The sequence below is a fragment of the Streptomyces rhizoryzae genome (assembly GCF_023155275.1).
Lineage (GTDB): Bacteria > Actinomycetota > Actinomycetes > Streptomycetales > Streptomycetaceae > Streptomyces > Streptomyces rhizoryzae.
In genome coordinates this window covers 60180-73704 of the sequence record NZ_JALMUV010000032.1, presented here as the reverse complement: position 1 = coordinate 73704, position 13525 = coordinate 60180, and the positions used below count along the sequence as shown (strand labels likewise).

The following is a 13525-nucleotide window of genomic DNA, read 5'->3' as shown; positions in this document are numbered from 1 at the left end:
CCGCTGCTTGGCGGTACCACCTTCCGGCCTGGCGCCGGGCGGAGCCAGGGCTGCGCTCACCCTGGGGGTGACAACCCCTGGTTGCGCCGGAGTGGGCAAGAGAGGATGGCCGGGTGGACCTTCACGAGCTCGCGGCGTTCCTCAAGTCACGGCGGGACCGCATCCGCCCCACCGAGGTCGGCCTGCCGGCCGGCCCCCGGCGGCGGGTGCCTGGCCTGCGGCGCGACGAGGTGGCCCGCCTCGCGGGCGCGTCGGCCGACTACTACACCGAGTTGGAGCGCGGCCGGGGCGCGCAACCCTCGCCGCAGATGCTCACCGCGCTGGCCCGCGCGCTGCGGCTGACAAGTGACGAGCGCAATCACCTCTTCCACCTCGCGGGGCACCCGGCTCCGCCCTCGCACGGACCGCTCGGCCACGTCGAGCCCGGCCTGCTCGGGCTGCTCGATCGGCTCACCACCACACCCGCCCAGATCATCACGGACCTGCACGAGACCCTGGTGCAGAATCGACTCGCGCTGGCCCTGCTCGGGCCGCCGCCGCAAGAGCGCGGCAGGGGCGCGAGTCTCGTCCACCGGTGGTTCACCGACCCCGAGGCCCGCCGCCTCTACCCGCCGGAGGACGCCGAGAAGCACTCACGGGCCTTCGTCGCGGACCTGCGTGCGGTCTCGGCGCGCAGGTCCGGGGAGTCCGACGTGACCGGGCTGGTCGCGGAGTTGCGGCAGCGCAGTCAGGAGTTCGAACGGCTGTGGGAGCAGCGGGAGGTGGCGCTGCGCCGGGTCGACCGGAAGCGGATCGTGCATCCCTCCCTCGGCGTGATCGAGCTGGACTGTCACAACCTGTTCAGCGAGGACGGGCGGCAGCGGCTGCTGTGGTTCTCCGCACCGCCCGGCTCCGCGGGCGCGGACCAGCTGGAACTGCTGTCGGTGGTGGGAACGCAAAACTTCGCGGTGTAGGGCTCACTCCCCGTCAGGCACGGCCACCACCACGGATCTCGTCCTCGCCGCACCCACCGCCCCCTCCTCCTACTCCACTCGATCCAGGTGATCCATCTGACGAAACGTCTCGTACACGGCTGTCCCTGGGCCCGCCGCATGCACCTCGAAGTCCGACCAGTCGGCGTCGTGGAATTCGCGGAAGAACACGTTGGCGATGCTGTCGTTGATTTCGACGCCGGCCACGTGCAGGGCCGGAACACGGAACGGCTCCTCGCGCGGCCAGGGCTCATCGCCCGCGTCGTCCACATGGATGTCGATGCCGAGCAGCGGCAGCTCGTCGGAGGCGAAGGTCTCGGCGTCGGCCAGATAGAGGTGGTCGTACGGCAGGTCGTGGCCGGTGTCGGGGGCGGCGGCGAGCACCGTCTCCAGCAGCAGGCCCCGGTACTTCTCCTTGTCGACCGGGGTGACATACGAAAGGGCCCGGTCGTAGTCGCAGACATCCTGCGAGCTCTCGTCGAAGGTGACGGGCAACTCCAGGGCGTGCAGCAGGCGCGCCCAACCGGCGTGGTCGGTGAAGTCGGTCCGGAGAACGGGAATGGCGTCCAAGCGGGGCAGGCGTATCGGTCGTCGATCGTGATCCATGCCGTGGACCCTAAGGGGGTGGGTGGGAGGAGGCGTGATCTGCCAGGTCAGAGCTGGGTGGCGGCCTGTCCGATCGGCCGGTCAGGCGGCACGGGCGGGGGTTGTGCCCGGGGCGGATGGCTTGGCCCGGGTGGTGGAAGCCGTCACCACCGGCCCCGCCAACGCGCCCCGTCCCCTTGCGCCCTCACGCCCCGCCAACGCGCCCCGCCCCCTTGCGCCCCCACGCCCCGTCAGCCGCCACCTCGCGCGGCAGCGCGCTCACCCGGGCCACCGGCCGCCGCCGAATCGGGCACCGGCGAGTCGGCCGCCGCCGGGCCCTTCACCGGTGTGTCCGCCGCCGGCGAGTCCGCCGCGGCCGTCTCGCGGAGCGGCACCTCGTGGACGAACCAGGCCGCGGCGAAGCCCAGGGCGGCCAGCACCGTGGCGCCGAGCAGGGCCCCGTGCAGTCCGCTGGTGACCGCCGCGCGGTAGGCGTCCCGGAGGGGGCCGGGCAGGCCGTGCAGCAGTTGCGGCGTCATCGTCCCGGTGCCCGTCGTCAGCCGGTGCGCCGCCTCCGCGCCCACCCGACCGGTGAGTTCGCCCGCCAGCCGGTCGGTGAAGACCGCGCCGAGCAGCGCGACGCCGAGCGAACCGCCGACCGTCCGCAGCAGCGTGACCGTCCCGCTGGCCGCGCCCATGTCGCGGGGCTCGGCGCTGTTCATGGTGATGATCATGGTGCTCTGCATCACGAAGCCGATCCCCATGCCCGCGACCACACCGAGCGCGGAGGCGAGCGCCGGGGCGGTGTCCACGCCCAGCGTCAGCAGGAGCAGCAGACCGGCGGTCAGCACTCCCCCGCCCAGGATCGGGTAGACCCGGTAGCGGCCGGTCCGGCTGATCAACGTCCCGGTGCCGAGCTGGACACCCAGCATCCCGAACATCAGCGGAAGCAGCAGCAGACCGCCGGCCGTGGGCGTCCGCCCCTGCACGAACTGGAAGTACTGGGGCAGATAGCTGGTCGCGCCGAGCATCACCCCACCCACCAGGAAGCTGAGCAGCTGGGCGAGGGTGAAGTTGCGGCTGCGGAACAGCCGCGGCGGAATGACTGGCTCCACGGCCCGCCGTTCCACCCGGACGAACCAGGCCAGCGCGAGCACCCCCACCACCGCCAGCCCGACGATCTGCGGCGAGCCCCAGCCGTACCGGACGCCGCCCCAACTGGCCAGCAGCGTCAGCGCCAGGATGCCGACGGACAGCAGCAGCGCGCCCGGCCAGTCGATCCGCGGGGTGCTCCGCCCGCCGCGGTCCAGCCGGATCGCGACGGCAACGATCACCAGCGCCGCGGCGCCCAGCGGAACGTTCACGTAGAACGCCCAGCGCCAGCTCAGATGGTCGGTCAGGAAGCCGCCCAGCAGCGGCCCGCCGACGAAGGCGACTGGCATCATGATGCCGAGCATCGACTGGATCCGGCCACTCTGCCGCGGCGGCACCAGTACCCCGATCACCGCCAGGGCGCCCACCATCAGACCGCCCGCGCCCAGCCCCTGCACCGCCCGGAACGCGATCAGTTGCGCCATGTCCTGGGCGAGCCCGCACAGCATGGAGCCGGTCAGGAAGACCGCGACCGATGCCATGAACGCGCCCTTGCGGCCGTAGAGGTCGCCCAGCTTCCCCCACAGCGGTGTCGCCACGGCGGTGGTCAGCAGGTAGGCGGTCACCACCCACGACAGCTGGGCGAGCCCGCCGAGTTCGCCGACGATCGTGGGCAGCGCGGTGCCCACGATCATCCCGTCGACCATCGCCAGGAACATCCCGAGCAGCAGCCCGAACACCCCGAGGTAAGGCATCCGGGACGAGCCGGGTGGGCCTGCTGATTCCGATGAGGCGGGCGGTGGGTCCGCCGACTCCCGACGCCCCGCCACGTGCGCCTCGTTCATCGCGTTCATCGCGTTCATCGCGTTCGTCGCGTTCACCATGTACGCCGCGTTCTCCACGTCTTCCTCGCCGCGCGATACTTCCATGACGTTCCCCTCCCTGCGATCACCGCCGTCCAGGGCGGCATCGACCAACGCGCCGGACCCATCCGACGCCGCCGACCGGCACGGATGCGACGCTCGGCGGGTGCGCGTGTACGCCGTATCGGGCAGATACAACGTACACACCGGCGTGTACGGCGTCCACTGCTGATACGTTGTACGCACGGCAGCCAGGCTGCGAGGGAGGCCCGGGAGAGAGCCCGGAACGTGGCCGAGGCCGGCGGCCGGGCTCGGCGGAAAGGGGCACCTCGGATGGCAGGACAGCAGGGACGGAAGAAGCAGGCCGCGGCCGGGGAAGTGGGCGGGGCCAAGGACCCGACGGCTCCCGCCCCTTCACTGTGGGAGCGTCTGGACCGGCCCGCCCCGGCGCCCCGCGCCGCGCTCACCCCGCAGAAGATCGCCACCGCGGCCGTCCGGATCGCCGATGCCGAGGGCATCGACGCGGTCACCATGCGCCGGCTGGCCACCGAACTCGGCGTCGCCCCCATGGCCGCCTACCGCTACGTCTCCGGCAAGGGCGACCTGCTGGACCTGATGACCGACGCGGTCTACGCGGAGCTGACCGTGCCCGACGAACTCCGCTACTGGCGGGACGTCCTGCGCGCCAACGCCCTGTGCACCCGCGAGATCATGCTGCGCCACCCGTGGCTGACCCAGATCTCCTCGCCCCAGGCGCTGCGCGCGCTGACCCCCCACCGCATGGCGGCGGCCGAACGCGCCCTCGCCTCACTCGACGGGCTGGGCCTCGGCGCCGACGCGATGATGGCCGTCGTCGGCACCGTCAGCTCCTACGTCCACGGCGCCGTCACCGCCGAGTGCGCCCAGTATCTGCTGATGGCCCAGGAAGGCTGGACCCGCCCGGACGACGTCCGGGACGCCCTCGCCCCGCAGATGCGCTATCTGATGAGCACCGGCCGCTACCCCACCTACGAGCGCTACCTCCGCACGGCCACCCGCAAGGACGACCCGCAATGGCGCTTCGAAACCGGCCTCGACAGCGTCCTGGAAGGCATCGCCGCCCGCCTGGGAATCTGACCCTCCGGCCGACGGCGCGGCGAGAGTGCGGCAGCGCACCGCTCGCCGCGCTCGGGCAGGCCCGCACAGCCGCCCTTCAGGAACGAGAAGTGACCGCCTGTCCCCTCGCGTTCCACCTCGATGCGGTGTCCTCCGGTACGGTGCTCGGCGCCCGGCCGACGGATACTCCCGACCAGGTCACCGGCGCCCCGCCGCGCCAAGTACGGCCGGTTCGCCCGCCGATCAGGCCGGGCGGGGGAGGTACGCCATGCCGTGGGCGCCGGCTTCGCCGTGCTTGCGGAGGTCCAGCCGGGACAGGCTCTGCATCGTGTCCAGGTCGATCAGGTCCACCGTGGACGAGGCGACACAGGCCACGTAGGCGATCCGGCCGTCGGGGGACGAGGTGATGGTCAACGGTCCGCGGCCCACCGCCAGTTCGGCCAGGGGCTCGTGGGTGGCGGCGGAGAAGACCCGGAGGCGGCCCGTCGTCTGGCGGCCGAGCCGGGAGGCCGGGTCCGGCGCCATCCGCAGTTCGCCGGCGAGCAGCTTGCCCGTCGAGGTCAGATGCACCGGCAGGACGGCGCTCTCGGTGGGGAGGGTGTCGACGACGGTCGCCGTCCGGGCGTCGATGACCCGGATCCCGGCGGCCGGTCGTCCCCCGCCGCCCTCCGAAGTCCCGGAGGGCGCGGAGAAGAGGGCGTAGGGCGCGGCGACGTAGACCCGCGCGCCGTCCGGGGACACGGCGAGCCCTTCGCTGCCCGGCACCTCGATCTTCTCGATGAGGACGCCCTGTTCGAGGTCCACGACCGAGACGAAGGGGGCCTCCTTGTTGGTGGCGTAGCCCCGCCGGCCGGCCGGGTCGATGGCGAACCAGTGCGGGCCGGGGGCCTCGGTGTCGATCCGGCCCACGGGCCGGCGGGTCCCGGTGTCGATGACCACGACGCCGCCGGGCCGGTCCGCCGCGCCCTCCACGCTGACGTAGAGGCGGCCCCGCGCCGGATCCAGCGCCAGGCCGTGCGGCCCGTGTTCCGGGGCGAGGTCGATGACCTCGACGATGCGGCGGGTGTCGGCGTCGATGACGGTCAGTTCGGTGCGCCGTCCGGCGTTCGCGTGGTAATAGCCCGCGCGGTAGGTCGTGGTGCACCACAGCAGGCGCTGCGTCGGATCGAAGCACAACTCGTGGGGTTCGGCGAGGACTTCCACGGTGCCGAGGTGGCGGTCGGAGGCCGCGTCGAAGAACGAGACGGTCGGTCCGCCCTGGCTGACCACGGCCAGCACGTCGCCTTCGCGGCCGGCACGGGGGGACCCAGGGGAGGACGCGGGCGAGGGCTCGTGCGGGGACTGCTGCACCGGGGCTCCTTCGTTCGGGGTGAGGGGGCGTCGCACGTTTTCGCGGACCTCTCCACTCTCGGCTGCGGCAGATTCCACCGCAATGCAAAGATAGGCACCGCTTCATTGCCGTAAGCGTAAAGACGCAGCTCAGGAGGGGCGATGGATCTCAATTTGCTGCGCGCCCTGGACGCCCTGCTCCAGGAGAACAGCGTGACCCGCGCCGCGGAACGGCTCGGCACCTCCCCCGCGGCAGCCAGCCGCACCCTGGCCCGGCTGCGCCGGATCATCGGCGACCCGCTGCTGGTCCGCGCGGGCCAGCAGATGGTCCCGACACCGCGCGCCCTGGAGCTCCGGGAGGAGGTGAGCGCGGCGCTGCGCAGCTGCGACAGCGTCCTGCGGCCCGGTGCCGGTTTCGATCCGGCGCGGCTCCAGCGGACGTTCACCGTGCAGACCTCCGACCTGCTGCTGGTGGGCCTGGCCGGGTCCCTGACCGAGCGGCTCCGCGCCGAGGCGCCGCAGGTGGACGTGGTGTTCCTGCCGGAGGCCCTGGAGGGCGGACCGGCGCTGCGCCAGGGCTGGGTGGACGTCGAGCTGGGCGTCCTGGGACAGCTGGACCCGGAGATCCGGACCCGGCGGCTGACCACGATGACGCCGGTGGGCGTCGCCCGCGACGGGCACCCGCTCTTCAACGGACCGATCGACGCCCGGAGGTTCGCCGCGGCCGACCACATCGGCGTCTCCCGGCAGGGCAAACGGCTCGGGCCGATCGACCGTGCACTCGCCGCCCACGGGCTGCGGCGCCGGATCGCGGCCGTCGTGCCCAGTCACACCAGCGCGATGCTGCTCGCCCGGGACACCGACCTCGTCACGCTCGTCCTGGCCGACTGGCTGCCCGACACGATCGCCGCCCTGGGCCTGCGCACGTTCCCCCTCCCGCTGGACCTGCCCGCGCTGGACCTCGGCATGGCCTGGCACCCCCGTAACGCGACCGACCCGGGACACCGCTGGTTCCGCGACCGCCTGGCCGCGGCGGTGGTGGCCTAGGGGGTGTCCGTAAAGTCGCGTCGTTCGCCCGGAGGGCGGCCGGGCGCCGGACGGCAGACGGGACTTTGCGGACACCCCCTAGGTCCGGTCCGGTGCTTCAGGACCGGGCCAGGTCCGCGTGCACCGCCGCCCGTTCAGGGGCCACCGTCGTGGAGGCTCCACCCCCACCCCGCTGGGCCGTCCGAGCCGCCTACCTCTTCGTACTCAGTGGCCTGGCCCTGCTGGCGGGCATCCTGGCGTTGAGCTTGGTCCGGCCGTGGGGCCTGGTGTTCCCGGGCTGGACTCCGTTACTGGCGGGGCGCAGGGTTCCGCGCCGGACGCTGACCGCCACGGCCTTCACGGTCGCGGCCCTCCTCCTGCTCTACACCGTCTGGGCCGCTGCGCGGACGGTCGACGACGTCAGCGACAACGGCATCTTCAGCCCCTGGATCGTCGTCTACGGAATCCCGCGGTTCCTGGTGTGGGGCATCGGCCTGGCCGTCGCCGCGCACTCCTACCGCCACCGCGCCTCCCCCGGGCATTGAGTTCCAGCGGCTGCCTGCCCGCAGGGATGTCCGGGCGGCGTGGGTTCCCGGGGTGTGGCCGAAGGTGCGGTGGAAGACGTCGATGAAGGCGCTGGCGGAGGCCCAGCCGCACAGATGCGCCACCGTGGTGACCGGGGTGTCCTCGGCCAGCAGGACCAAGGCGCGGTACAGGCGCAGTTGGGTGCGCCACTGCGGGAACGTCATGCCCAGTTCGCTGCGGAACAGCCGGGACAGGGTGCGGTCGCTGGCCCCGACCTGCCGGCCCAGGGCGGCCAGCGTGCGGGGGTCGGCCGGGTCGGCGCGCAGGAGGTCGCACAGCGCCCGGAGCCGGGGCGACCTGGGGGCGGGCAGGTGGACGGGCTGCTGGGGCGAGGCCCGCAACTGGTCCAGCAGGACGGCCCGCAGGCGTCCGCGTTCCGGGCTGTCGTCGTGCGGGGCCCGGGTGTAGGCGAGGATCAGTTCGCGCAGCAGGGGGCCGACGGCGAGCACGGTCGGCTCGTCCAGGCCCAGCGGGTTGTCGGTGGCGGGCAGACCCACCAGGCGCAACTCCAGCTCGCCGTGGGCCTGGTGGGCGTGCGCGGCGCCGGCCGGCACCCAGATCGCCCGGGTGGCGGGCGCGACCCAGGTCCCGGCGTCGGTGGTGACGGCCAGCACGCCCCGGGCGGCGTAGACGATCTGGTGGTCGTCGTGGCGGTGGGGGTCGATGGCTCCGCCGGGGGCCAGCCACCGGGTGCGGGTCGGCGCGACGGGCTGGTGGCGGATTGTCGGCATGGGTTGGCAGCTTATCGGAAGCCCGACAGGGTGCCCGGCGGTGAGCATGGTGGCCGTGCCGAGAAACACCTCGATCCTTCTGCTGTCGGTCGGGCATGCCTGCGTGGACGTCTATCAAGGCGCCGTGGCCTCGCTCGTCCCGTTCTTCGTCGCCGAACGCGCCTACTCCTACGCCGCCGCCTCGGGCATCGTTCTGGCCGCGTCGCTGCTGTCGTCGGTGGTGCAGCCACTGTTCGGCGCCCTCACCGACCGCCGGGCGCTGCCCTGGCTGCTGCCGGTGAGCACGGTGCTGGGCGGACTGGGCATCGCGCTCAGCGGCCTGTCCGGTTCCTATGCCTGGACGCTGGCGTTCGTCGCGGTCTCCGGCGTGGGGGTGGCGGCGTACCACCCCGAGTCGGCCCGGGTGGCGCGGCTCGCGAGCCGGGGCGGCCACACCGCGATGGGGTGGTTCTCCCTCGGCGGCAACCTCGGTTTCGCGACCGCGCCGCTCCTGGTCACCGCCGTGGTGTCCACCGGCGGGCTGCACCGCTCCCCCCTGCTGGTGGTACCGGCCCTCGCCGGCAGCGTGCTGTGCCTGCCGGTGCTGCGCATGCTGGACGGGAAGGCCCGTACGAGCGAGGCGGGAGCCGGGGCGACTGCCGCCCCGCCGGAGCCGGTTGGGCACGGCGCCGGGCAGGCGGGGGATGACCGGGCGTCCTTCGTGCGGCTGTCCCTGGCGGTGGTCTGCCGTTCCCTCGTCTTCACCGGTCTGAGCACCTTCCTCGCGTTCTCCGTGCGGCAGCGCACGGGCGGTGGGCCGGCGGCCGGTACGGCGGCGCTGTGCGTGCTGTACCTCGGCGGTGCGGTGGGCACGGTACTGGGCGGCAATCTGGCGAACCGCTGGGACCGCGTCACGGTCGTCCGCCGGTCCTACCTCCTCGCGGTCGCCGCGGTGGCGGGCGTGGTCCTCGCCCCGGGGCCGGTGGTCTACCTGTTCGTGGCGCTGACCTCGATCGGCCTGTACGTCCCGTTCTCGTTGCAGGTCACGCTGGGGCAGGACTACCTCCCCAGCCGGATGGGCACCGCCAGCGGGATCACGCTCGGGCTCACGGTCAGCGTCGGCGGGCTCGCCAGTCCGCTGATCGGTGCGCTCGCCGACGCCACCTCGCTGCGCACGGCCCTGACGCCGCTGATCGCGCTGCCCGCCGTGAGCTGGCTGCTCTTCCGTACGCTGCCGGAGCCGGTCCCGCCGGCCGCGCTGACCGCCGCGCCCCGGGCGGCGGGGAGGCCCTCGTCCGCGGTCACTCCTCCTCGTAGGTGACGGAGTACCGGCGCGTGTAGCGGTTGAGCGCGGCCGGGTCGAGGCGGCCGGCCCGGCTGACCTCGGTGCGGTGCTCGATCAGGGACTCCACCACGCACTCCCAGCCACCGGGGGCGGAGATCTGGAGGACCCGGGGCGGCGGGGTGGAGCCCGGGCGGATCGCGTGCGGGACGCCGTGCGGCAGCAGCACCAACTGCCCCGCCCCGGCGGTGTGGACGAGGCCGCCGAACTCGACGGCCAGTTCGCCGTCGAGGACGTAGACGCACTCGTCCGCGAGGTGGTGGGTGTGGCGCGGGACGGGCTGGGCCACCGTGACCTCCAGGAACGAGAAGCGTCCGCCGGTGTCGGTGGTGCGGGCCTTCACGGCGAAGGCGGGTGGCAGCGGGACCCGGCCGGGGCGCGCCTGGCCGCGGCCGAGGACGAAGAAGCGCCCGGGGTCGTCCGGGCCGCCGTCCGGGCCGCCGGGCGCGGTCAGTTGGAGGACGTGCAGGGGGGCGCCGGGCCCGCCGAGGTTGCGCGGCGCGGCGGGGGCGGCGCCGCGCGGGACGAGGGCGCACATACCGCGGGTCAGGTGGTGGGTCCGGCCGCCGGTGTCGATGCCGAGGTCGCCGTCGAGGACGTACAGGAACGCGTCGGCGGTGCCGTCGAGCCGGAGAGCCCCGGGGTCGTCGGTGCGGTGCTCCAGCAGGCTGAAGCGGCCTTCGGTGTCCTCCGCAGCGGCCTTGGCGGCGGTGTGCGGCGGCAGGGGGACGCGGGTGGGGCGCGACGCGCCCGCGTCGAGCAGGAAGAAGCGGTCCTCGGGCATCCGGCGGTCCTCTCGCTGTGCGTATCGGGGAGTGGTTGCGGGGAGTGGTTGCGCGTTCGGTCGCGGCACGGAATCAGAAGGAGGGAGAAGAGACAGAGGGAGGAGGGAAGGAGTGGAGGCCAACAGCCGGAAGAGGAATCCGATTCCGTTTCGCGAATATGTCTAGCAGGGCGCCGAGACCGCGTCAAAGCGCCCTGGTCAGGGGGTTCGCGGGCTCAGGCCGTTCCGCCGTCGCCGTTGCCGTCGGCGTCCGGAGAAGCGTCGCCGGACCGCTTGCGGTCGCGTCGGCGGCCGAGCAGCGTGGTGCCCAGCACCACGAGGCCGATGGCGACGCACTTGGCCGCCCCGTAGAGGCGGGTGTCGCCGAGGGTGCCCTCCCCCCACAGGAAGACGTACGCCGCCAGGCCCAGGCCGAGGACGAGGACGAGGGCCCCGCCGATCGGCCCCAGGCCCGCCCACCAGGGGCCGTAGGCGACCGGAGGGTGGTCGGGGCTGTCGGTCTGCTTGTCGGTCACCGGGCTCTCCTTGGTGGGGGTTGGCAGGGGTGGCACGGTGGGCCGGTCTTCCCCGTGATCACTGTCCTTGACGCGGGCGGACCGGCCGGTGGTTGCCCCGGGCGGCCGGCGTTCGCCGACGGTCCGTCAGAGGCCCTGCTCCCGCACCCGTTCGACCAGGGCCGCGGCCTCCGCCCGGCCGGTGACGCCGAGTTTGCCGAAGAGGTTGTTCACATGCGTCTTGACGGTGGCGACGGAGACGTGGAGGGCCTCGGCGATGGCGCGGTTGGTGCGCCGTTCGGTGAGGAACTGGAGGACCCGGGTCTCCTGCACCGTCAGGGCGTGGGCGGCGGCGAGCCGTTCCAGGGCGGTGCGGTGGGTCAGGCCGCGGACCATGGCGGAGGCGACCTCGGGGGCGAACGTGCGGTGGCCGTCGGCGGTGGCGGTGAGCGCGGAGACGATCTGGGCGCGTCCGGCGCTCTTGGTGAGGTAGCCGGCCGCGCCGGCCGTGAGCGCACCGGCGATGGACTCGTCGTCGGCGTAGGTGGTCAGCACCAGGACCGCGGGGGCCGGGTCGAGGGCGGACAGGGCGCGGGTGGCGGTGATGCCGTCGGTCCCGGGCATCCGGAGGTCCATCAGGACCACGTCGGGGTTCAGGCGGCGGGCCAGGTCCAGGACGGTGGCGCCGTCGGCGGCGGCGCCGACGACCTCGATGCAGGGTTCGTGGGCGAGGATCGTCACCAGCCCGTCGCGCACCGCGGCCTGGTCGTCGGCGACGATCACCCGGATGGGTCGGTCAGGCATGGGGCACCCGGCATTCCACGGTCCACTCTCCGTTCGTCGCGCCGGCGGACAGTCTGCCACCGACGATCCGGGCCCGCTCCCGCATCCCGGGAATGCCGTGCCCGCCCGCGAGGCGGGGTTCGGGCACCGTCCCGGGCGGCGCCAACGGGTTGGTGACGCGCAGCAGTACGGCGTCCCGGCCGGCCTCCACCAGCACGCCGGCCGGGGCGCCCGGGGCATGCTTGCGGGCGTTGGTCAGCGCCTCGACGGTGAGCGAGGCCAGGACCTCGCCCACCGGGCCCGGCACCCGGGACGGCTCGCCGCGGACCTCGACGTCCACCGTCATCCCCTGGGCGCGGACGCCCGCGGCGATCTCGCCGAGCGCCGCGTCGATCCCGGCGGGCAGGCGGCGCAGCGCGTCCACCGCGTGCTTGGCGGCCACCAGGCCGTCCGCGGCCATCTCCCGGGCGGTGCGCACCCGGGTCACCACGTCCGGGTCGGTGCCGCGGGCGGCGGAGACCGCCTCCAGCGCGTCCAGCTGGATCACCAGGCCGCCGAGCGAGTGGGCGAGGACGTCGTGCAGGTCCCGGGCGATCCGGGCGCGTTCGGCCAACACAGCGTTCGCCGCCCGCTGTTCGGCCGTCTCGCGCTCGGTTCGGCGGTCCAGGCCGTTCATCCGGGCGAGGAAGCCGAAGCCGAAACCGGTCACGGCGGAGATCAGGACCGCGACGCCGACCCCGGGTCCGCCGCCGGCCGTGCCGTGGGCGAGGACGAACCCGGCGATGCCCGCGGTCAGGACGCCGGCGATCCACGGCGCGGGCGTATCGACGGCGGAGACCAGCAGGAACAGCCCGGCCGAGCCGACGAAGGCGGGCGCGGACGGGTCGGCGGGGCTGAGCCCGGCGCAGACCGCGCCGCCGATCAGCAGGACGCTCCACACCCCTTCCGGCCACGGCCGGACCAGCACGTGGCGGACGACGGCGGTCACCGCCCACAGCCCGAGCAGGACGCCGAACGCGGCCGTGACGCCCGGCGGGTGCTCGGACGGGTGGTAGAAGGCCGCGCCGAAGCCGATGGCCAGGGCGTTCAGGGCGATCCGGCGGAGCCGGGCGGCGTCGAGGCCGGCCCGGAAGCCACCGGCCTTCGGCCCGCGTATGTCGTGTTCGTTCCGCACCCCGCCATCTTGGCGGCAGCGGCCCGGGACCTGGCTCCCGGGTACCGCGATCTCCACCCTTTTCTCCACCCCGGTGGCTGATCCGCCGGGCGGGGTCCGCGGCGCACAGTGGGAGGCGGGCGGGCGCTTCCCGCCCGCGCGCGGACGCCGGTCCGCGCGCCGTGCCACGTACCGGAAGCCGGGGGCCATGAACGATCCCATCACCAGCAATCTCCTTCTCACCGCCGCCGTACTGCTGTGGCTGCTGTCCCGGCAGCTGCGCGAACGGCCGCTGCGGGAGCGGCCGGTGGCCGGTCTGGTGCTGCTCGCCATCGGTGCGGTGGAGACCGGCTGGTACGCCACGCTGCACCCGCTGTCCGTGCGGGACGGCGCGCTGGTGGTGGCGAGCCTGGTCATCGGGGTGGCGCTGGCGGCGGTGCGGGCCTACACCGTGCGGCTGGCGGTGCGCGACGGCCGGGTGGTGCGGCGCGGGACCCCGCTCACCGCGGCGCTGTGGGTCCTCGGGCTGGGGCAGCACTTCCTGATCGACACGGCGGTGGCGGCGGGGCTGGGCGCGGTGACGGTGCTGGGCTACTTCGGTGTGGTGCTGCTGGCACAGCAGTGGGTGCTGGTGGCCCGGGCCACCGCGGCGGGCCTGCGCGGGCCGGCCGCCGCGGCGGGCCCGGCCGGCCGCTGACCGGGGGCCCGTCGGC

At 73.9% G+C, this 13525-nt stretch carries 12 protein-coding genes and 1 pseudogene; 5 read left to right on the top strand and 8 right to left on the bottom strand.

All coding sequences use genetic code 11. The features are described 5' to 3' along the window. Positions 1–113: 113 nt before the first annotated feature. A complete protein-coding gene (locus tag MUU72_RS23705; protein WP_248015393.1) occupies positions 114–953 on the top strand; it encodes a helix-turn-helix transcriptional regulator in 840 nt (279 codons plus the stop codon). Positions 954–1022: 69 nt separating this feature from the next. On the opposite strand, the gene MUU72_RS23700 is transcribed toward MUU72_RS23705, so the two are convergent. Further along, positions 1023–1577, bottom strand: a complete 555-nt coding sequence (locus MUU72_RS23700) for a DUF6924 domain-containing protein (protein WP_248015392.1) — start codon at positions 1575–1577, stop codon at positions 1023–1025. A 230-nt stretch (positions 1578–1807) separates the two neighbouring features. Continuing rightward, positions 1808–3403: an MDR family MFS transporter gene (locus MUU72_RS23695; protein ID WP_248015421.1), complete on the bottom strand. Its 1596-nt coding sequence runs from the start codon at positions 3401–3403 to the stop codon at positions 1808–1810. A gap of 441 nt (positions 3404–3844) precedes the next feature. Here MUU72_RS23695 and MUU72_RS23690 point away from each other — a divergent pair, with 441 nt between their 5' ends. Then, positions 3845–4627: a TetR/AcrR family transcriptional regulator C-terminal domain-containing protein gene (locus tag MUU72_RS23690; protein WP_248015391.1), complete on the top strand. Its 783-nt coding sequence runs from the start codon at positions 3845–3847 to the stop codon at positions 4625–4627. 222 nt (positions 4628–4849) lie between these two features. Here the strand turns inward: MUU72_RS23690 and MUU72_RS23685 are convergent, their stop codons facing one another. Beyond that, positions 4850–5956, bottom strand: coding sequence for a YncE family protein (locus MUU72_RS23685; RefSeq protein WP_248015390.1), 1107 nt, complete (start codon positions 5954–5956; stop codon positions 4850–4852). Positions 5957–6097: 141 nt separating this feature from the next. On the opposite strand from MUU72_RS23685, the gene MUU72_RS23680 reads away from it, so the two are divergent. Then, on the top strand, positions 6098–6982 hold the full coding sequence (locus MUU72_RS23680) for a LysR family transcriptional regulator (RefSeq protein WP_248015389.1): 885 nt from the start codon (positions 6098–6100) through the stop codon (positions 6980–6982). 563 nt (positions 6983–7545) lie between these two features. On the opposite strand, the pseudogene MUU72_RS23675 reads toward MUU72_RS23680, so the two are convergent. Then, positions 7546–8277: pseudogene (locus MUU72_RS23675) on the bottom strand (helix-turn-helix transcriptional regulator); the annotation flags it as partial. Positions 8278–8332: 55 nt separating this feature from the next. On the opposite strand from MUU72_RS23675, the gene MUU72_RS23670 reads away from it, so the two are divergent. Next, on the top strand, positions 8333–9577 hold the full coding sequence (locus MUU72_RS23670; RefSeq protein WP_248015388.1) for an MFS transporter: 1245 nt from the start codon (positions 8333–8335) through the stop codon (positions 9575–9577). On the opposite strand, the gene MUU72_RS23665 is transcribed toward MUU72_RS23670, so the two are convergent. The 4 genes from MUU72_RS23665 to MUU72_RS35665 all read right to left on the bottom strand — a co-directional run bounded on the left by MUU72_RS23665 (position 9558) and on the right by MUU72_RS35665 (position 12833). Then, a complete protein-coding gene (locus MUU72_RS23665) occupies positions 9558–10382 on the bottom strand; it encodes a cupin domain-containing protein (protein WP_248015387.1) in 825 nt (274 codons plus the stop codon). The genes MUU72_RS23670 and MUU72_RS23665 overlap by 20 nt on opposite strands. Positions 10383–10597: 215 nt before the next feature. Continuing rightward, on the bottom strand, positions 10598–10897 hold the full coding sequence (locus tag MUU72_RS23660; RefSeq protein WP_248015386.1) for a hypothetical protein: 300 nt from the start codon (positions 10895–10897) through the stop codon (positions 10598–10600). A gap of 126 nt (positions 10898–11023) precedes the next feature. After that, positions 11024–11680 (bottom strand): response regulator transcription factor, encoded by a 657-nt coding sequence (locus MUU72_RS23655; RefSeq protein ID WP_248015385.1) that lies wholly within the window; start codon positions 11678–11680, stop codon positions 11024–11026. Continuing rightward, positions 11673–12833, bottom strand: coding sequence for a sensor histidine kinase (locus MUU72_RS35665; protein ID WP_248015384.1), 1161 nt, complete (start codon positions 12831–12833; stop codon positions 11673–11675). Before MUU72_RS35665 ends, MUU72_RS23655 begins: the two co-directional genes overlap by 8 nt. A 187-nt stretch (positions 12834–13020) precedes the next feature. Between MUU72_RS35665 and MUU72_RS23645 the strand changes: the two genes are divergently transcribed. Beyond that, on the top strand, positions 13021–13509 hold the full coding sequence (locus MUU72_RS23645) for a hypothetical protein (RefSeq protein ID WP_248015383.1): 489 nt from the start codon (positions 13021–13023) through the stop codon (positions 13507–13509). Positions 13510–13525 lie beyond the last annotated feature (16 nt).